The sequence below is a fragment of the Microcoleus sp. AT3-D2 genome (assembly GCF_036705715.1).
Classification (GTDB): Bacteria; Cyanobacteriota; Cyanobacteriia; order Cyanobacteriales; family Microcoleaceae; genus Microcoleus.
In genome coordinates, this window is the sequence record NZ_JAUBVE010000005.1 from 94,137 (window position 1) to 114,727 (window position 20,591).

At 46.3% G+C, this 20,591-nt stretch carries 12 protein-coding genes; 2 read left to right on the top strand and 10 right to left on the bottom strand.

Features of this window, described 5'->3' with window-relative positions; all coding sequences use genetic code 11:
• Nucleotides 1-180: 180 nt before the first annotated feature.
• The 5 genes from QUB44_RS03915 to QUB44_RS03935 form a co-directional block, all read right to left on the bottom strand.
• A complete protein-coding gene (locus QUB44_RS03915) occupies nucleotides 181-1,845 on the bottom strand; it encodes a hypothetical protein (protein WP_333363316.1) in 1,665 nt (554 codons plus the stop codon).
• A gap of 77 nt (nucleotides 1,846-1,922) precedes the next feature.
• Nucleotides 1,923-2,876 carry an ABC transporter ATP-binding protein gene (locus QUB44_RS03920; protein ID WP_333363317.1) on the bottom strand — a complete coding sequence of 318 codons (954 nt, stop codon included), beginning with the start codon at nucleotides 2,874-2,876 and terminating at the stop codon, nucleotides 1,923-1,925.
• Between the two features lie 480 nt (nucleotides 2,877-3,356).
• Nucleotides 3,357-5,402, bottom strand: coding sequence for a leucine-rich repeat domain-containing protein (locus QUB44_RS03925; RefSeq protein ID WP_333363318.1), 2,046 nt, complete (start codon nucleotides 5,400-5,402; stop codon nucleotides 3,357-3,359).
• Nucleotides 5,403-5,465: 63 nt separating this feature from the next.
• The gene (locus tag QUB44_RS03930; protein WP_333363319.1) at nucleotides 5,466-6,506 is read right to left on the bottom strand and encodes an ABC transporter permease; all 1,041 of its coding nucleotides are present in this window, start codon (nucleotides 6,504-6,506) and stop codon (nucleotides 5,466-5,468) included.
• Nucleotides 6,507-6,775: 269 nt separating this feature from the next.
• A complete protein-coding gene (locus QUB44_RS03935) occupies nucleotides 6,776-7,288 on the bottom strand; it encodes an adenine phosphoribosyltransferase (RefSeq protein WP_333363320.1) in 513 nt (170 codons plus the stop codon).
• Nucleotides 7,289-7,525: 237 nt separating this feature from the next.
• Here QUB44_RS03935 and QUB44_RS03940 point away from each other — a divergent pair, with 237 nt between their 5' ends.
• On the top strand, nucleotides 7,526-8,692 hold the full coding sequence (locus tag QUB44_RS03940; RefSeq protein ID WP_333363321.1) for a pyridoxal phosphate-dependent aminotransferase: 1,167 nt from the start codon (nucleotides 7,526-7,528) through the stop codon (nucleotides 8,690-8,692).
• A gap of 327 nt (nucleotides 8,693-9,019) precedes the next feature.
• On the opposite strand, the gene QUB44_RS03945 is transcribed toward QUB44_RS03940, so the two are convergent.
• Together QUB44_RS03945 and QUB44_RS03950 are read right to left on the bottom strand one after the other, a co-directional pair.
• A complete protein-coding gene (locus QUB44_RS03945; protein WP_333363322.1) occupies nucleotides 9,020-9,793 on the bottom strand; it encodes an RNA polymerase sigma factor SigF in 774 nt (257 codons plus the stop codon).
• Between the two features lie 462 nt (nucleotides 9,794-10,255).
• Complete coding sequence (locus tag QUB44_RS03950) at nucleotides 10,256-11,098, bottom strand: photosystem II manganese-stabilizing polypeptide (protein ID WP_333363323.1); 843 nt, start codon at nucleotides 11,096-11,098, stop codon at nucleotides 10,256-10,258.
• A gap of 401 nt (nucleotides 11,099-11,499) precedes the next feature.
• On the opposite strand from QUB44_RS03950, the gene QUB44_RS03955 reads away from it, so the two are divergent.
• Nucleotides 11,500-11,862 (top strand): hypothetical protein, encoded by a 363-nt coding sequence (locus QUB44_RS03955; protein ID WP_333363324.1) that lies wholly within the window; start codon nucleotides 11,500-11,502, stop codon nucleotides 11,860-11,862.
• Between the two features lie 67 nt (nucleotides 11,863-11,929).
• On the opposite strand, the gene QUB44_RS03960 is transcribed toward QUB44_RS03955, so the two are convergent.
• The 3 genes from QUB44_RS03960 to QUB44_RS03970 form a co-directional block, all read right to left on the bottom strand.
• A complete protein-coding gene (locus tag QUB44_RS03960; RefSeq protein ID WP_333363325.1) occupies nucleotides 11,930-13,585 on the bottom strand; it encodes a calcium-binding protein in 1,656 nt (551 codons plus the stop codon).
• A 292-nt stretch (nucleotides 13,586-13,877) separates the two neighbouring features.
• Nucleotides 13,878-19,322 (bottom strand): AAA family ATPase, encoded by a 5,445-nt coding sequence (locus QUB44_RS03965; RefSeq protein ID WP_333363326.1) that lies wholly within the window; start codon nucleotides 19,320-19,322, stop codon nucleotides 13,878-13,880.
• Between the two features lie 163 nt (nucleotides 19,323-19,485).
• Nucleotides 19,486-20,472 carry an AEC family transporter gene (locus QUB44_RS03970; protein ID WP_333363327.1) on the bottom strand — a complete coding sequence of 329 codons (987 nt, stop codon included), beginning with the start codon at nucleotides 20,470-20,472 and terminating at the stop codon, nucleotides 19,486-19,488.
• Nucleotides 20,473-20,591: the final 119 nt, after the last annotated feature.

Sequence of the window (20,591 nt, forward strand, 5' to 3'; positions counted from 1 at the left end):
GAAGGTGGGCTTTGTCTGTGTAGCGGCGACCACCATCGGTTAATATAAAGTGGAGTATAAATGCGGAATTGGCATAATAAGTTAGTCGAACAGTCGTCTGAATACGACTTAAGCTTTCAGGCAGGGGTTTAAATCCCTGCCTGAATCGGAGTTTCACGTTTGATCCCTTCCCCTGCTTTTTCAAGCTTTCAGCAGTGCTTTAGAAGCTGATTGCCCTGCGAGTCTCAGTTGCGATCGCAATTTGAAGTTCAACAACACCAAGACACTCCACTGACTCAGTATGGAGAGCAAAATCGTATTTCCTGACGCTGCGACAGACGACGAAGACCAAAAGCCACCAAATGTTAAAGACAACCAGAGAATAGGAGCTTTTTCTGGGGTTAGCAAGAGCATCGATAAAATCAGAGGTGGCAACAAGATAGCGCTGCCGACTGTCCCGACGGCCCAAATTTCCTGATTTTGGGTTTTGGTAAATAGGAATAGTTGGGTGATGGCTGCGTAAATTAGGATGAGATTCAGACAGCCAATTACACCCCCAAATCCGTTTATCTCATTTTTTTCCAACAGCGCCCAAGGTGTTAAAATTATTACTGAGCTGAGGAAATTGATCGCGATCGCAACTACAGCCGGACTTTTATCGCTCCAAATTAAATCGAGTAGTGGGTAGCGTCGCCACAGCTTCTGACTGCTGGGAACGATTTGTTTCCGATACCTCGCCCAATCGTACAAGGATTGTCTGTCAGATGTTAAAGCTGCAATTAAAGCTAAGAACATCACCAAATTCAAGATAAGTAAACAGATGAGATTACCGTCGTTTGGGGGGTCTGATTGGAGTGCAAACCCTAAAAATATTACCTGACAGCAGATAACTAGCAAATAACTTTGCCGCTTGCTCAAAACTGTAGCACTGGGATTGGGAAAGCGGCGCTGCCATCCCTGCCACATCCAGTAGATTCCTGTACCACAAACTAAGAGAGACAAAGCAATGCCCATCGCAATATTTGTACCCACTGGCGAGTAAAACCATTGCAACTTGTCTAAGTTTTCAGCTAACGAATCGAAATCAGTTTTATCAACTAGAAAAAGCGGATATCTCAGCATAGCAAGGGGAGACAAAAAATGTAACACATCCCAAGCAGTTCGCGTGAGCGGAAGCCAAGAAATCCCCAACATAACAAAAACCGTAGCGCTAGCCAACCAAGGTTGAAATCCTCCCAACCAACTGGTTGTCAATCCAAATAGCATGGCAGTGCTGTAAAACAAAGCACAACTAGCTGCCACTGCTATGTAGAAACATAAAATTTCATTCAGAGCTATTTGAGCAGCTAATCCAGCGTACAGGTGCAGGGGTACGGCCAGAATTGTTGCTAAATAAAGTAAAATTGGTACGCCAAGAATTTTGCCCAGAAAAATTGTTTTGGCAGACTGGGGACTGAGGCGAATAAAGTTGAGTGTCCCGCGGCGTTCCTCCTTGTCTAAGTCACTGACCAGCATATAAGTCCCTGCTACTAATAAAGCTAACACGCTCGATATGCTCAGCAAAATGAATATCTCTAGCCACCACTCCCGCCAGTTAATGACAAAGTTGCCCAAGGCATCTCTGACACACTTTCTCGTAGAGGAATCGGCAGTCTCTAAGCAAAATCTGTGATAGGTGGGATAAGTGTACTCGCCATTAGCAGGGGGAACGGGTATCTGGGCGCTGTAATACATGAATAGCAGCAGTTGAGCGCCTAGGGAAAGGGCAGAGGCGATCGCCATATTGCCAGTATTCAAGCGCCCTTTGATTTCTCGAAATAACTGGGGATTCCAGTTGCCTATTTTGTCTAGTAAGTGGAGTGTCATGGGTTATTGGTGATTAGGAATGGGTGACGACTTAGTTATAACTCACTGTTTATTCTGGTAAACCGGAAACGAGCAAATTAGGATGCTTGCTGGTGCCCCATCTTGAGGAAGATGGTTTCTAAGTCTTCTTGAGTGCAGTGGAATTCGGTTAGGGGAATGTTGGCGGCGACGAGTTCGCGTAATAAATTGGCGGCATCTTCCGGGCTTCCTGAAAAATCTACGCATACCTGTTGAGTTTCTGGGATTATTGCCCAATTTTCCACCCAAGGAAAGTTTTTTAATTCCGATGTTAGCGCTGCTAATTTATTTCCTAAAACCGACAGGAAAATTTGCTGGCGGCTGAGGCGTTTGTAAAGTTCTTGTAACGGTGCGCTTTCGACCAGATATCCGAGTTCCATGATACCAACCCAGGTACAAAGTTCGGCTAAGTCGCTGAGGACGTGAGATGATATGACTACGGTCATGCCGGCTTCTTGCAAAACTTTGATAATTTCGCGGAACTGCATTCGGGCGATCGGATCTAAGCCAGAAACTGGTTCGTCTAACAACAACAATAGCGGTTCGTGGATAATAGTTCTCCCCAAACTCAGGCGCTGTTTCATCCCCCGCGAAAGGGTAGAAATTAAGCTGTTGCGCTTGTTGGTTAGTTGCACGAGTTCTAACACAGAGTTGATTCGCGATCGGCGGCGCGGTTGCTGGAGGTTGTAGAGTCGGGCAAAATAGTCTAAATAATCCCAAACAGTCAAGTCGTCGTAGAGGGGAAAGTCGTCGGGAAGAAAGCCGATGCGCTGTTTGAGAATCGGGTGCGATCGATCGCGCAATAACCTATCGCCGTTGATGTAAATTTCCCCTATAGTCGGTTCCTCAGCCGCCGCCAACATCCGCAGCAAAGTAGTTTTGCCGGCACCGTTGGGGCCGATCAGTCCGCATACTTCGCCTGCTGCTACTTGCAAATCGATGTCATTGACGGCTATATGGCGATCGAATTGTTTCGTCAGCCCGCGAGTTTCTATTGCTAGTTGTTTTGCCATGTTTGGATGGTGAATGAAGTTTTATCTGTGCATTTCTGGGAATAATAGGATTTATATCGAGTCCGATTGATTTGAGGGGATTATTCGTGGGGGAGGGCGGGTTTATTTAACCTGTCTGCAAACGTTTAAGCCTACTGGCGAACCCGCCCCTACAGCTAATGAAGAATGCTGCAATATCTCAGATAGATCCGATCCGTTATTACAAACGCCATGTCTTGTAGGGGCAGGTTCACCGACAATAATTGCCGAAAACCGACAATCTCATAAACCTGCCCCCTCGACGACAAATCGCTAATCTACCGCACAGGATATTACGCATCAACACCAAAGAAACCGGGTTTTTGTCGCTTTTGGGTGCTATAACTAAGTATTCCCAAAAAAAACCGTTTCCGATCGCCCGTGTGTAAATTGCCCCAATCGGGGTAGGCACGGGGACACTACGCCTACAAATGTTCATGAATGATTGAGAGTTGTTATAGATTAAGTCTGCACGGAAAATTCATTGGGATCGATACCCCCATTTACCCAGCGAATTGCCTCCCTAGCTGATGTCAGGTTAGGTGGAACTCTCAAAGCGTGAATGAATTCCGTACTCGGACAAGTCATTTTTAACAAACAAATCGGCTCGACATCGGCTTTATCTATTTGTAAGAGTGCATATTCCTGCCAACTATCTATTTGTTTGGCTTGCAACTCTTGACAAATGCGATCGTAACCAATTCCTTGAATTAACACTCGCCTCAGTTCGGCATTGTTTTCTGATAAAATCCATTCTGATTGCCATCGATCGGGGTGTATTTGACCGTATTTTTCTGGCAATCTGACGCCGTGATAATAGTAAAAATTCCATCCGTCAGCAAACTCGATCGCAGGTTCTCCTTCAGCGTGCCAGCGCTTTTGACTGTCAAAGCGCAGATGGCGGGGGCGATCGCACACCGCGCAAATCTTTTCAAAGGGAAATATAAAACCGCAATGCTCGAAAAGCTGCTTTTGGGAGCGAAGTATTTCTTGTGCTTTTTGGGAAAGATTGACGCCTAATGAAGAGATATACCATTGAGTCAAATAGATTTCTTTAAACAAAGTCGTGGGGGTTTCAAAAAAGTTAAGGTCGAACAAATTATTGGAAAAAAGATTCCACATCGTTTGTGCCGAACGCACATAGCTTTCAACCAATTCGTAAATTAGCGAACTCAGTGTTCTGTCTGCTTCGGGCTCGATCGTCATGCTATCGAGCTCATACTTCCACAGGCCCGGACTGGCAAATTCTCCCACAGGGGACATCCATCTCTGGTCTAGATTTTTCCCCAATCTATTGCTGTATTCGTCTGAGCAGTTTTGTGAATCGTCGCCTTTGAGCAAGTTGAAGATTTGGAGGCAAACGTCGCGGGGACTGCTGCAAATAATAACGGAGGGTTCTTCTAGCCCAATAGCGGCATAGGCAACTTTGATGGCTTCTGTGGCTTTTTGGCCATCAATTGGTCTAGTCGAGAGAGTAAGACGTTTCTGTGCGAGGAGACCTAACACGCACACAGGGGTAATTTGATTGTTGGCCAGATTCAGTGTGGTCAGATTGGTGAGCTTACGCAAGGCGCTAATATCGGTAATTTGATTGCTGTAAAGATCAAGTGTGGTCAGATTGGTGAGCTTACGCAAGGCGCTGATATCGGTAATTTGATTGTTGTTGAGATCAAGTGTTGTCAGATTGGTGAGCGAGCCGAGGAAGCTGATGTCGGTAATTCTATTTCTGCTGAGATCAAGTGTTGTCAGATTGGTGAGCGAGCCGAGGAAGCTGATGTCGGTAATTTTATTTCTGCCGAGATCCAGTTTTGTCAGATTGGTGAGCGGGCCGAGGAAGCTGATGTCGGTAATTTTATTTCTGCCGAGATCGAGTGTTGTCAGATGGGTGAGCGAGCCGAGGAAGCTGATGTCGGTAATTTGATTGTAGTCCAGATCGAGTGTTGTCAGATTAGTGAGCGAGCCGAGGAAGCTGATGTCGGTAATTCTATTGTTTGCCAGATACAGTGTTGTCAGATTGGTGAGCGGGCCGAGGATGCTGAAGTCGGTAATTGTTCGATGGTCGCCCAGATTCAGTGTTGTCAGATTGGTGAGCGAGCCGAGGATGCTGATATCGGTAATTTGATTGTAGTCCAGATGCAGTGTTGTCAGATTGGTGAGCGAGCCGAGGATGCTGATGTCGGTAATTTTATTGCCGCCCAGATGCAGTGTTGTCAGATTGGTGAGCGAGCCGAGGATGCTGATGTCGGTAATTTCATTGTGGCCCAGATGCAGTGTTGTCAGATTGGTGAGCGATCCGAGGAAGCTGATGTCGGTAATTCTATTGTCACTGAGATCGAGTGTTGTCATGCTTGAAAGTATCTGCTCCGCTGCTTCAGGGTCATCAGTGCCAGCCTTTTCTAACAACACTTTAACTGTGTGCCTTGCCTCTTGTGAAAGACTGTCAATATGCCTGCACCAGTCCGCAAAGCGGCTAAAAGTCATTGGCTCGTTTGGTTGTTTTTCTGACATAAAACACTCCGAGGGCGACAAAATTTGAGTAACAATTGACATCCGATCGCTGAGTGAAGTCTTCTATTTCAAATCTTCCAGCTTAATCCGAGGATCGATCGCCTTCAGCAGCAAATCTGCCAACAAATTCCCAACAATCAACATGGTCGCACCCATCATCAAACTTGCCATTACTAAATACAAATCTTGATTAGTCACAGCCTCCAGAGTCAGCTTTCCCAAACCCGGCCAATTAAAGAAATATTCGGCAATAAACGCACCGCTCAACAAACTAGCAAACTCAAAACCCAATAGCGTAATCAACGGATTAACAGCATTCCGCAAAGCATGAACGTAAATTACTCGATCGTCCGGCAAACCTTTAGCCCGTGCTGTTCGGATATAATCTTGACGCAGCACGTCCAAAAATTGTCCGCGCATCAATCTTTGCAAACCCGCAAAACCAGTAAGGCTGAGGGCGACAGTTGGCAAAATTAAGTGCCAGCCGTAATCGAGGATTTGACCCCACCAAGGTAAGTCTGCGTGGTCAATACTCGTCATTCCTCCGATGGGAAACAGAGGCGAAGTATTCTGAGCAAAAAATAGCAGCAGCAAAGCTGTGATAAAGCTGGGAAATCCTTGTCCGGTGTAGCTAACTATTTGCAGAACTCGATCGACTGTGCGGTTTTGATTGACGGCCGCGACAATTCCCAAGGGAATCGCGATCGCCCAAGTTACAAACATAGATGCGATCGCCATCAATAACGTCGCCGGTACCCGTTCCCACAGCAGCGAAGCTACGGATCGCTGATACACAAAACTCGTGCCAAAATTCCCCCGCGTCACAATTTGTTGCAGCCACAGCCAATACTGCACAATCGCTGGTTTATCTAAGCCGAACTGCTGTTCGAGTTGCTTGAGAGTCTCCGGCGAAATCTTGGGATTTTGGCTCAAAGTATCCAAGTAATTGCCCGGTGCCAGTTCAATAATTGCAAAACAAAGCATCGATGCCAAAAATAGCGTTAAAAGTGCCTGCAACAGTCGCTTGACAACATAAGTAAATGTTTCCCCAGCAAACAGAGAATTCAATAATTGCCAATTTCGATTAGATTTAATAGAAGTCATAGGATTTTAGATTTTAGATTTTAGATTTTAGATTTTTGAATTGAAGAATTGAAGAATTGAAGAATTGTGAAGGATATTAATTCCGGTTGTATCGGAATGATTTAACCACAGAGAACGCAGAGATCGCAGAGAAAGAGAAGAGAGAGATGAATAATTCCGATGCAAAGGTCAAGGATATTATTTGTCAGTAGTTTTTACTCAGCAGTCAGCAGTCAACAGTCAACTGTCAACAGTCAACTGTCAACAGTCAACAGTCAACAGTTAACTAACTAATACTCCACTAGCGTGACGATCGGCACATCGGGCAATTTCTGCCTGCCGCCCAAAGCCTGCAATTCAATGATAAAAGCAAACCCGACAAGCTCGCAGCCAGCTTGCTCTAACAATTTAGCCGTCGCTGCCGCTGTTCCGCCAGTGGCGATTAAATCGTCCACAACCAGCACTCGGCTACCGGATGTCATCGCATCTCGGTGCATCTCCAGTCGATCGACACCATACTCCAACTCGTACTCAGCAAAATGAATCGCACCTGGCAGTTTCCCCGGCTTGCGGACAGGAATAAAGCCTGCTCCCATTTTATAAGCCAAAGGCGCCCCAAAGATGAAGCCCCGCGATTCCATGCCCACCACATAGTCAACAGACATTGCTGAGCATTTTTCGGCTAAGCTGTCAATGGTGTAGCTCAGCCCTTGCGGGTCGCGCAGCAAAGTTGTAATGTCTCGAAACATAATTCCCGGCTTTGGGAAATCAGGAATGTCGCGAATCAGAGATTTGAGATCCATAAGTTTGCAGATCGGCGTTGAGGGTAACGAGACATCAAAAATGCTACAATAATAACGTCAAAATTTAAAAATTAAAAAATAAAAATTAAAACTAAGAGCTTCTTTAATTTTTATTCTTTAATTGCTTAATCCTTTACGTACTATGTAAACAAATGTCATAATTCCCTAACAACAGGGTTGAATATCAACATTTGTCACCCTATGATCTAAAGTCAAAAATCTAATATCTAAAATCCAATGATTAAGTTGGCAGCACGAGTGGGTGAGGTTTCTCCTTCTATAACCTTGGCGATCGCAGCTAAGGCTAAAGCCATGAAGGCCGAAGGGATTGATGTCTGTAGTTTGAGTACGGGAGAACCCGACTTTGATACCCCCGAACACGTTAAAGCAGCGGCAAAACAAGCTTTAGACGAGGGGAAGACTAAGTACGGCCCTGTGGCTGGGGAACCGCAGTTAAAAGCTGCGATCGCCCGCAAACTCCAATCCGACAACAATCTTAACTATCAACCGGAAAATATCATTGTCACCAACGGCGGCAAGCATTCGCTCTACAATCTGATGATGGCTCTGATCGAGCCTGGAGATGAAGTAATTATTCCGGCTCCCTACTGGCTAAGCTACCCTGAAATGGTGAAACTCGCCAGCGGCAAGCCAGTAATTGTACGGACTGATGCTTCTACAGGATATAAAATTACACCGGAACAACTGAGTCGAGCGATTACTCCCAAAACCAAGTTATTTGTACTGAATTCGCCTTCTAACCCGACGGGAATGGTTTACTCTCCGGCGGAAATAAAAGCATTGGCTGAGGTGATAGTCGATCGAGATATTTTAGTCGTTTCTGACGAGATTTACGAAAAAATTATATATGACGGCGCCCAACACGTCAGCATCGGTTCCCTAGGCCAAGAAATCTTCGATCGCACCCTGATCAGCAGCGGTTTTGCTAAAGCTTACTCGATGACAGGCTGGCGAATCGGTTATTTGGCCGGGCCGATCAAATTAATCAAAGCCACCAGCACCATTCAAGGTCACAGTACCTCAAACGTGTGTACCTTTGCACAGTACGGCGCGATCGCAGCTTTGGAAAGCAGCCAAGAATCTGTCGAAAAAATGCGTCTAGCATTTGCCGAAAGGCGTCAGGTAATATTTGAATTACTCGATGCTGTCCCTGGAATTAGCTGTATTAAACCAGACGGTGCTTTCTATATGTTTGTCAACATCAGCAAGACTGGAATGAATTCTCTGGAATTTTGCGACGGTTTCTTAGAACAGCAGCAAGTAGCAGTTATTCCGGGGATTGCGTTTGGTGCAGACGACCATATTCGTTTGTCTTACGCCACCGATTTAGGCACAATTAAAAAAGCCGTAGAAAGGCTAGATAAATTTGTCCGCAGCATCTAAAAATTAGTTAGTAGTCATTAGTCATTAGTCATTAGTCATTAGTCATTTGTTATTTGTTCTTGGTAGCAACTGACTAATTACCGCTCACTGTTGACTATTGACTGTTGACTGACTAATGCTGACTGTTAACTAATACCAATTTTAAAAATTCTTGCTACAGTAATTGTCTTATATAAATTATCGTTCATTCGCTCTCACCACCGGCCGGACACGGCAGTGCCGTTTCCCTACAGAGGATAGCTGATAATTTATATGTCGCACTACTTTTCAGAATTGGTATAACTACTGCTGACCAATGACCAATGACCAATGACTAATGACTAATGACTAATGCTGTTTAGTCATAATCTCTTTGAGCAAATCCAGCCCCTTCTTAACTCGCCGGGAAACAGTCACCGCACTGATACCCAAACGTTCAGCGGTTTCCTTCTGCGTCAAATCGTAGAGAAAAACAAACTCCAATATCTCGCGAGTCCGTTGTTCCAACATAGCCAAAGCTTGCTGTACGCGAATTTGATCCTCTTGCGCCAACTGAAAACTCCGATACTTGCTATCGGGCACCAATTCTCCCAGACAAGTAGCCCCCTCATCTTCATCTTGCATCGGCGCATCCAAACTCAGAGGCGATCTGTTGAGATGGGCCAACTTAATTTCTTGCCATTCTTGTACAGAAACCTCAAGGACTGCTGCTACTTCAGCATCCGTAGGTTTGCGGTTTAACTGCACCTGCAAATCCTTGATCGCTGCTACAGATTTGCGTTCCAAGGACTGCCAGTGGCGGGGAAATCGCACCGAAGGGCTTTTGTCCCGCAAGTAGTGTTGAATTTCGCCCCGAATGTAGGGAATTGCAAAGGAACTAAAAGCATGTCCCTTCGCGATATCAAACCGCTCGATCGCCCTGATCAACCCAATACATCCGACTTGCAGCAAATCGTCGTAGCTTTCACCGCACTGGTTTAGCCAGTGGTAAACTTCTTTTCTCACCAGTCCAATATTCAGTTTAACTAACTGATTGCGGGTTTCATTGGCTCCAGAAAGTTGATACTCGCGCAACAATTGCAAATTTTCGCTTTTTAGCTCGTTCGGCAGTGTGGTAGACATGGTGGCATAAGGGTTGGTAGAGCAGAGGACTGAGCTTGCTTTAAATCGAGTTTCCAATCTAGTCTAAAAAATTCATCTTGATTGTAGTGTAATCCTAGCACTTAATAGGTGTGATAGCGGACACACCAGTTTAACTTTGGGAAGGTGCAGGGATTTAGCGGGATTATCCGAAGGTTTTCGGCAAAAGGCAGAATTTTACCAGGTAGAAGGCTTTCGGCAGAATCCCGAATTTAACCGGAATTTTTTCACACTATATTATAATCTGAAAGCGGTTTGAATACAATACTTTAATTAATTAAAAATCCAAACTTAATAACTTGCGACTGACCACAATTTAATCATAAATTTAGTCATTAGTCAACAGTCCTAAGTTATGTTGCTCAAGACTGTTGGCTAATGAAGGGCGAGCAGTATCTTTAGGGCAAAAAACTGCTTAAGTTCGATCGATCCTGAAAGCCAATTTTATGACACAGAAGGCTCAATGCGAGCGTAAAATAAACCCCGAATTTTCACGTCCAGAGCCGGTCTAGCTCCCAAATCAGTATCAGAAGGCTGCGTGCTCTCAAAAATCCCGCCAACTTCGCCAGTGGCACTGTTGACTTTAGCAACTTGGAGAGAAATTTTGCCCGCCTTGGTGCGAGTGTCAGCCACCTTAACATTAGCCCGCACGCGTTTGGAATTGTCAGAAGCCGGAAGCGCTACAGCATTGTCATAGCCAGTCGATACCCCGCGAGCTTTAGGGTCTAAAAAGCCTGCGCTGCGGTAAGAAGGAACGTTAAACTCCCCTCGCAAATCGGTGGAAGTATTGATAGCAACCACTCCCGGTTCGGAACTGGCCACTAGCTGTTTAATGGTAAACAAGAAAGGTACTTGCTCTCCGCCCGGTAACTGAATCGTAATAGCTTGAAAATCCAAGCCGTCTTCTTCTGTGAAAGTCAGAGTTCCGTCAGTACCGACCTTGAGCGTACCTTGAACTTGGTCAATGCTCGACGTGAACCGGGTCAGCAATTTACCAGGCACAAATTCCGCTTCTTGGCGTTTGTTTGCTGGTTCTTCCTTGACAAAATAAGTTGTGGGCTGCAAACACAAACCAGTCAGTTTATAGGTGGCGTCCGCTTCGATGGGGATCGATCCCCGAGAAGTTTCTGCCAAGCTAGGGCAGTTATTAGCCAATCCAGTACCTCTAATCTGGTCGTAGGTGAGCAACTCGGTAGTCGCCACCGTCGTGTCAGGAGCAGAAGAACAAGCAACCAGCGCACTCATGCAAAAAGCTAAAAGTGCAACAATTAAAGCACGATATTTCATTGCAAACCTCAATATCCAACATCGGATTATATTAAGAAAAAGCCCTAGTTCGAGCAAAATATAATTGCCCGCCGGCAGGCTAGGCCAGCGCTTAGGGTAGCATTTAGATCCTGATCCCTCGCTTCACTGAGACCGGCATTGACTCAAAAAATCAAGCTAGTGCGCCGTGAAAATAAGCAAGAACTTATGATTTCTCAATCATGTTCGGATCGCAGCCCAATACACATGGTACGACGGGTTGTGCTCTTTTCCTGACTTGGACTGCAAATTAATATTGCTTAAGTCAACCTACTTAAGTTACTTTGCTTATGACCCCGAATGGCGATCGCGACTAGCTCGATTAGTCGGTTGACCAAAAGGCTGGGGACAAAGGCCTTGTAGATTTCAAAGGAAGCAGCAGTATGGACAACGGCAAAGATTTAGAGTCAGAAAAGTTGCAGTCTCAAATGCAATCGCTGACAGAGGCGATTCGGACTTTAGCCGAAAGTTGTCAGGGAGACAGTCTGCTGCTTTTGGCCCTGCTGCGGAGGCTGGAAGCTTCGCACCGGGAAATTCGGGACGGTTTGTTTCAAGCGTCTTTTCCCGACAACCGCCAAGCACTTTACAAACTGCTCAGGAATATTGAAGCCAATGGCGGCTGGCCTTACATCGAGCGCATGAAACTTCGAGCGCTCTTGGGGTACAGCCAACAATTATCTCCCCTAGAAGATTCTCCAGCCGAGTCGCCAGAAGACTCGGCCGAAACTCCCCAAGACGTTAAATAGTTTTGAGTTATGAGTTGAGTGAGTTTTACATTAACTCATAACTCATCACACAGCGGCGCGATCGCACCTAGGACCCGTAAGGTGAAGGAACAGGTGTAGGAAAAGGTATCGGGATCTGCCCCGCCGGCGGGAATATCGGCGTCTGGCCCGGCATTGGCAATAGTCCGGGAGTCTGCGTCGGGGCGATCGAACTCATTGACACCAGAGGCGAATCATCAGGCGCGCTAACTGTCGGGGCAGTAGGAATCCTCGCAGCAGTCGGCGTGGGAGTCGGAGTCGGTGCTGCTGTGGGAGTCGGAGTCGGTGCTTCCGTGGGAGTCGGAGTCGGTGCTGCTGTGGGAGTCGGAGTCGGAGTCGGAGTCGGAGTCGGAGTCGGAGTCGGAGTCGGAGTCTCTGGTTCCGTAAGAGTCGGAGTCTCTGGTTCCGTAAGAGTCGGAGTCGGTGCTTCCGTGGAAGGCGGAGTTGGAGTTGGAGGCGGAGTTGGAGTTGGAGGCGGAGTTGGAGTTGGAGGTTGAGCTGGATCTGTAATTGTGCTTGTAACTGTAGTTGTAGTTGTAGTGGTAATGGTGGTTGGCCTGGGAGTAGCCGTCCCAGTCACAGCGATAAAATCATTCGCCTCGATCAGCGCCGCTGGAGTGTCGATCAAAATTGCTAAAAGCTTGCCATCGAGCGTCGTAATTACTGTATCCCTGACATTTGCACCGTTGCCTTGAGTAACTAGCAGTTGAGCGAAAGATAAATTGCTCGGCAGTCCAAAGAAATCCTCTGTGTCATTGTAATCAGTAATTAAACTCAAGCTGCCAGGCCCGGCTCCCAATCCAAAGACATCGCTGCCGCTGCCGCCAGTCAGAGTATCCGAACCCTCGCCTCCGATTAAAGAATCATTACCCTCTGCCCCAAATAAATTGTCATTGCCGAAACTGCCCAAAATGGTATCGTCGCCGATACCTCCGGCCAAGGAGTCATCGCCAAAACCGCCGTCGAGACCATCATTAGCTTTGCCGCCAAACAGGAAGTCATTACCTTCTTCTCCCAGTACCGAGTCATCGCCTTCATCGCCGCGAAGGGTATCGGAACCGCTGCCGCCAAAAGCTGTATCGTTATCCTTGCCGCTGAATATCTGGTCATTACCAGCGTCTCCCAAAAGCGAATCGTTGTCGGCATTGCCGTACAAAGTGTCGTCACCCTCGCCGGCGGTAAAGAAATCGTTGCCGCCACCGCCCAAAATTTGATCGCTGCCGCTACCGCCGTTGAGAGAATCGTTCCCAAAATCCCCGTAGAGAAAGTCGTCATCAGCATTCCCGAACACGGAATCGTCGCCGTCAGCCCCTGTGAGGGTGTCGTTGCCAGTACCGCCGGCAATCACATCCGAGCCTGCGTTGCCAAAAACTAAGTCGTCCCCAGCGTCTCCCACCACGCTGTCTATCCCGTCGTTGCCTTCGAGGATGTCGTTGCCCAAACCGCCGCGGATCGAGTCGTCGCCGTTCCCGCCGCTCGCAGAATCGCGGCCTTGGTTGCCAATGAGTTCGTCATTTCCTTCACCGCCAAGCAGCGAATCTGATCCGTCAGCTCCAAGAAGCTGGTCGTTGCCGGCGTCGCCCTCTAGGGTGTCATCTCCTCCCGCACCCAGGGCCGTGTCATCGCCATCTAAGCCGCGAATTCGATCGCCCAGCGGAGTTCCTAGAATAAAGTCGTTGCTGTCTGTGCCGATCAGGTTTGCCATACGGGATACACCGGTCCTCAATAAAATAAATTGTTTGAAATTATGTTAATCGCCTTCGTGACAAGGGATTGCTGCTTGCCTAGGTTAGCATAATTGAGATTTTGGCAATCTGGCGAAGGGGCGCTGGAAGTTTTGTCCGTATCCGGAGTTGCGATCGGGGCTGGTATAATGCCCGATTAGTCATTAGTCATCAGTCATTAGTCATTAGTCATTAGTCAACAGTCATCAGTCATCAGTCAACAGTCAACAGTCAACAGTCAACCGTCATGAGTTAACAGTCAACAGTCAACTTTTATTCAGTAACAGGTAACACTATCTCAAATTCACTCCCTCCCCCCAAAATAGAATTGACATTAATTGTTCCACCGTGGGTTTCGACTACAATCTGGCGGGCTATCGCCAATCCTAACCCCGTACCTTTTCCTACTGCCTTCGTTGTGAACAGATGGTCAAAAATCCGCTGTTTCACCGCTTCTGTCATGCCCGCACCGTTATCGGCAATCTGAATTTTGATGTGCATATCGTCCGACTGACTGGTACGAACTGTGATACAGTAGGGATTTGCTTTAAGAGCCTCGAAACTGCGTCCTTGGTTTGATTCTTCTAGAGCATCGATCGCGTTAGCAAGCAGGTTCATAAAGACTTGGTTCAGTTGACCGGGAAAGCATTCGATTTGGGGGAGATTGCCGTAGTCTGTGACGACTTCGATCGCAGGATGGTGTTCGTTGGCTTTCAGCCGGTGTTTCAAAATTAAGATAGTGCTGTCAATGCCCTCATGGATATTAAACGGAACTTTGTAGTCTTTATCGGCTCTGGAAAAGGTGCGGAGGCTGGTGCTAATGCCGCGAATGCGATCGCACCCCACTTTCATCGACAACAGCATCTTTGGCAAATCTTCTAAGGCATACTCTAAATCAATATCCTCCGCATCTTCTTCAATTTCCTCCCCTGGATTCGGCAGTTTTTCTTGATATAATTTTAAGTGGGAAATCACATCTTTAATCGTGATGGTTGCTTCCTCAATATTGCCGCTAATAAAGCCGACCGGATTATTAATTTCGTGGGCTATTCCTGTCACTAAATTGCCCAATGTGGACATTTTTTCGCTTTGCACGATCTGTAACTGTGCTTGCTGCAAATCAAAGAGCGATCGCTCTAATTCTTGTGCATAAGCTTGAGATTGTTGGTACAAGCGGGCATTTTCTAGAGAAATAGCCGCTTGGGCGCACAAAAGTTGGATGACTTCAGTGCGATTTTCTGTAAATGCACCAATTGTCAAGTTATTTTCTAGATATAGCAACCCGATTAATTTACCCTGATTTAAAATTGGCACGCACAGCACACTTTTGGGCTTTTTCTGCATCAAATACGGATCGGCAATAAAATCATTTTGTACTGCTGCATTATCCAAAACGACAGTTTTCCAAGTCCGCTTAACATAGTTGACCACAGCAGGGGGGAACTCGTCGCTGGCTGACAGCGGTACAGATATTGAGATGACATCTTGATTGAAGGAGGCTACAGCTTCGATGGCGAGATTCCCATCCTTAAGCAACAGGAGAACTGCTTTTTTTGCCCCGGCATTTTCCATCACCACACACATCAGTGCAGCCAGTAATTTTTCTAATTGAATTTCACTTGATAGAGTTTGGGCGGCTTTGAGAATAGCCGCGAAATCCAGGGTTTCGTAAATACTGTTGCTGCTAGATAGACTCGTTTGGAAGGTTTGATGTAAAACTGACGATTTATTGATTGTGTGGAGGCGAGTTTCGCTGATTCCAAAACGATTTTCTCTTGCTTGCAATATGGGAGCAAGAAGTTGGGGATAGCGTTTTTCTAAGTCATCGATTTTGGCTTTGGCACCCCAGCGAGCATAACAGTAGTAGGCTTCTTGCATATAAGCTTGCGCCACTTTTTCTTTGCCCCAGTCGAGGTAGAATTTAGCTGCTAGTTCGTTAGCGAGGGCTTCTTCTTGGATGTATTCGTTTTCTTTCGCTCCGACGATCGCGCGATCGTACATTTCAATAGCTTCTGCCCTCTGTCTGGCAACTCGGTATTTCTCTGCTTCTACCAACTGCCACTTATGCAAATAATTCATGGGGGCGTGTTCTGCCCAATGCTGCAAAGAAGTTTGATTTTCCTGAACTCGTTGCAACGAAGTTTCTAACTCAGTCTCGGACTCAGGAGTGGCCAGGGCTATGAGTGAGTCATAGAAATATAAACCAGCTTCGCAAGTAGTTCCTACGCCTGCCGCTAGATACTGTCTTGCTCGATTGACATCCCAGAAGGCCCGAGCAATGTCTTCCAGCAGGAATCTCAACGTCGCCCTGTACAGATAGAAGCTCAAGAGTCGGGCAAAATCTTTAGAGGCAAGGGACTGAGAAACCAGCTTCTCCTCATAGCCTTCTTGTTCAAAGGAAACCTCAAACTTGTCTGGATTACCCAATAAAAACAGGGTTGTTTCCCAATAAATCGAACAATAATTTGCCGTTGTTAGTTGGTTGAGGTCGAGTAATTGCTGACGGTATGCCCGAATTTGGGGTTCAAGTTCTGCTAAAGACTGACCGCAGCAGTAGGCATTTAGACAAAAAGAATACAGATTATACCCGACAAACTCTAAATTTCCTGTTTCTAATCCGGCTTGATAGCCTGCCTGAAGAATGGGGAGGGTTTCCCGCAAATGCGATTTGCGATGATGCAAACAGAATCCGATCACAACACAACTTGCAGAGCGAATATTTTTGGCCTCCGCGCTACTGGCAAGACGATAAGCTAATCGGCCAAACTGATCGGCTACCGTCACATCTTGTAGAAAGTTGTTGAGAATAATACCATAACAACTATAGCTATAAGCTGAAGTACGACTGTTGCCATATTGGATAGATAAATTTACCTGTAAGGCAGTCACCAGTGGAAACAAAGACGAACCAACAAGATAACAAGTTGACGCCATACTTGCCGCCACTTGCATCGTGGCCAGTTTTTGGGCATCCACCATCCCTGGCAGATCAAATAACTCTTCAATCGGTCGATCGCCGATCGAACTATTAACTTCCTGCACTGCTTGCTGAATATCTTCTGATGTAGCGCTATCGGGCAATTCAACTCCTAATTCTTTGAGACTCAACAAACCGATAGCAATTGCTTCTAAAAACTTGTTCTGGGACGATAAGGCCTGAATTTTGACGATGTAAACGCTCACTCGCTCTAGGGGAGTTCTGGTATGATGAATCACAGTGTCAATCCACTCATTCATCTGGTCAAATTCGCCACAGAGTGAGGCCACTTCTGCTGCTATGTCGTGCAAGTTCAAGGTCATCTCGTACTGTCGTTGCCAAGCGCTCTCTCCCAGCAAATTTAGCCCGATCGCAGCATACTCGCGAGCAGCTTGATAAGCAGTAGCGCCTCTGGCTTTGTGGCAAGCCGTGAGGTTGAGTTGTGCCAGATGGTCGCGTTCTGTTTGGTCTTCAATCAGCGCAATACCATAATTCAACTGATTGACGACTGAAAAAATTTGCTCTTCTATAGCTGCGGGTGAAATTTGCTGGCTCAGCAATTGTCCAATCTGATAGTGAGCACGCGATCGCTCTTGTTGGGGAATTAAGGAATAGGCGGCTTGCTGAACGCGATCGTGCAAAAACTTGTAATTCACCACCTCCGAATTGTCGGTTTCTTCCCGTCTTTCTCGCCCCATATAAAACTTGTAGACTTCACTTTCAGGCAAAATTAACCCCTCTTGCAAAGCCTTCCACAAATCCGCCGCCGTTTCCGTTTCCAATTGCTGGGAGACAACTGCCAAAGTCCCCAAATCAAACTGATTCCCCACACAAGCAGCCAACTTCAACACATTCTGAGTTCCTGGCGGCAATTTTTGCAACTGCAACGCCATAAACTCGACCACATCATCCGTCAGCGCTGCCTCCCGAACTCGCACAATATCGCACTGCCAAAAACCAGCAACCCGGTCAAAGTCAATCAGCCCATCCTGATGCAGTGCTTTGAGAAACTGCGTTGCAAAAAAGGGATTTCCTTTGGTTTTTTGTGCCACCAAATCAGCCAAAGGTTTTGCCCAATATGGATCGCAATTGAGCGTATCAGCAACCAAATGATTTAGACTTTCTGAGCTCAACGGTTCCAGCGTCAGAGTATTCACCGTGGCCCCAGCTTTTGCCATTGCATCCAGTGTCAGCATCAACGGATGTGCTGCAAACACTTCATTATCTCGGTAGGCACCAATTACTAATAAATAGCCGGTTGCTGACTCGGCAACCAGCAGTTGCATTAACCGCAGCGAGGCGGAATCAGCCCACTGCAAGTCATCCAAAAACATCACCAGGGGATGTTCTGGTTTGGTGAACACGCGAATAAAAGTTTGAAACAGCAAATCAAACCGATTTTGGGCAGCCGTTCCTGATAATTCGAGTGCGGGCGGTTGTGGCCCAATAATTCTTTCGAGTTCTGGGATTACTTCAATAATGACTTGTCCGTTATCGCCCACTGCTTGCAATATTTGAGTTTGCCAATTTTTCAACTCCTGGTCACTTGCGGTCAACAATTGTCCCATTAAATCTCGAAATGCTTGGACAAAAGCTGAAAAAGGAATGTTGCGGTTAAATTGGTCGAATTTGCCTTTGATGAAATAGCCACGCTGGCGGGCAATTGGTTTATGAACTTCATTGACAATTGCAGTTTTGCCAATCCCAGAAAAACCCGCGACTAACATTAACTCACAGCCTCCACCCTGTTCTGATGGCTGCTGGGAAAAACCTGCTACTCGATCGAATGCTGCCAGTAATTCGGCAACTTCGGTTTCGCGGCCGTAGAGTTTTTCGGGTATGAGGAAGCGATCGCCCACATCCCTCTGCGCGATCGTAAAACTCTCTATCCTACCGTTTTCTTCAAGTTGCTTCAAACAAAATTCTAAATCGAATTTCAGTCCCAACGCACTCTGATAGCGGTCTTCGGCATTCTTTGCCATTAATTTGCTGACAATCTCCGAAAGGACGGGCGGGATTGCGGGATTTATTTCATGCAGTGATGGCGGTTGCTTGGCAATATGACAATGTACCAATTCCATCGCATCGTTAGATTGAAACGGCAATTGTCCCGCCAGCAATGCGTAAAAAGTCACCCCCAAAGAGTAAAAGTCTGTCCGGTAGTCAATCCCCCGATTCATCCTTCCCGTTTGTTCGGGAGACAAATAGCCGAGTGTCCCTTCCAGGACGTTAGGATTCATCAGGGTTTGAGTTTCCCTGGGCAGCAAAGATGCAATACTAAAGTCAATGAGTTTGACTTGTTTTGTTTGGGGATTAATTAAAATATTGGCTGGTTTAATGTCTTTGTGAATTATCCGGTGGCGGTAGAGTATATCTAATGTATTGCTCAGGTCGATCGCCACTTGCAAAAACTCGCTCAGAGACGGCCCTGTTTCCCCTTTTTCCATCCATTCGTTCAGAGAAATTCCCCCAAAGTCTTCCATTACCAGCGCATAGCTGTTTTGGTAGGGTTCTAAACTGTAGGTTTCGATGATTCCGGGCAAGTTGAGATTTTTGGCGATCGTGTACTGATTGCGAAATTGCACCAGTTCGCTGAAGCTGGGATACTGGTTCCGCAAGACTTTGATGGCGACGGGCTGTTTGTCGCCAGTGCGGAAAGCTCGATAAACTAGGGTGCGAGTTCCTGAGTAAATGCGATCGAGAATTTGATAACCTGTCAATGTAAAATTTATACTTGCCATACTTTTATTCTTCCCTTCCTCCGCAGGCTATTTCCACATTAACAGAAGCCAATACAGTTTCCCAGTCCAGTAATTATTAAATTAATATGACATTAACCATCAATATTTGTGATGGGGATCACTGAAATCAAGTATTTTTCAAAATGAAGTAGCCCTATTTTTATTAAAAATTAAATAGCCTCATCCATAGGGGAATAGTGAATAATAAACTAACGCAGCCGATGCCGATCGCAGTTACGGCTAATTCGCGATCGAGATTGAAAGCTTCTGCCAGCAATGTAGTACCAAAAGCAGGAGGCATTGCCATTTGCAGCACTAGCACAAGTCGCGGCGCACCCGCGATCCCCAAAAACGTTAATCCCGTGCCAATTACCAAGGGAATTAACAACATTTTAATCACGAGACAAGCCACAACTTGTTTGAGGTTATGCAAGGAATTCAACTTGCTCAACTGCATCCCGATCGTAATTAAAGCTAAAGTAATTATAGTCCAAGCACCTGTTGTTAACAATTCTTCGATTGGTGCCGACAGCGGCAAGCTTCGCGAGACAAATCCTAAACCAAAAGCCCACAATGCCGGATTCTGAAAAATTGCCCGCAGGGGAGTTAACCAACTCTGACGGCGATCGCTTTTACCGCAGTGAGAAGCAATAGCAACTCCCAGTATATTGATTCCCATAGTAGTGCCTAGCAAGTCGTAAAACAACGCCCAGGCAAAGTGTTCCGAGCCTAATAAGGACAAGGTGACGGGAATGCCTAAAAAACCCGTATTACCCACCATCGTTGCCAATAAGAAGCTGCCTTGAGTGGGCAAACTCCAAGCGCTGGTGTGTTCCGGGCTATTTTGGGCGATCGGATTAAGAGTCTTGAAACGTTCCTCGCCGACACCGAAAATTATCAAAATCCCAGCGAGTCCTGCACCTGCTAGAATTGCCGCCCAAGCTATCAGCGGCGCCATCCAAATAGCGCCAGACAAATTGGCGCTGCGGATAAAAGCAACAATGCTCAATGGCGTGCCAAAGAAGAAAAGAAACTTGGCTAAATATGTAGAATAGCTTCTCGGTAGCTGGCGACCGAGAAAAAATCCCAACGTCACCCATCCGATCAGATTTAGATAAAGTTTGAGCAGCGGATTTTCTAAATAAACCATGATTGACTAAATATTTACTAAACGACTTACGCAGATCCACTACTTTTGTCAAAACAGCCCACCTTTAGCCTAGCGCCGCAATTTTCCCTTGCACCGCAGCGCTCAATATTAATGCTTAT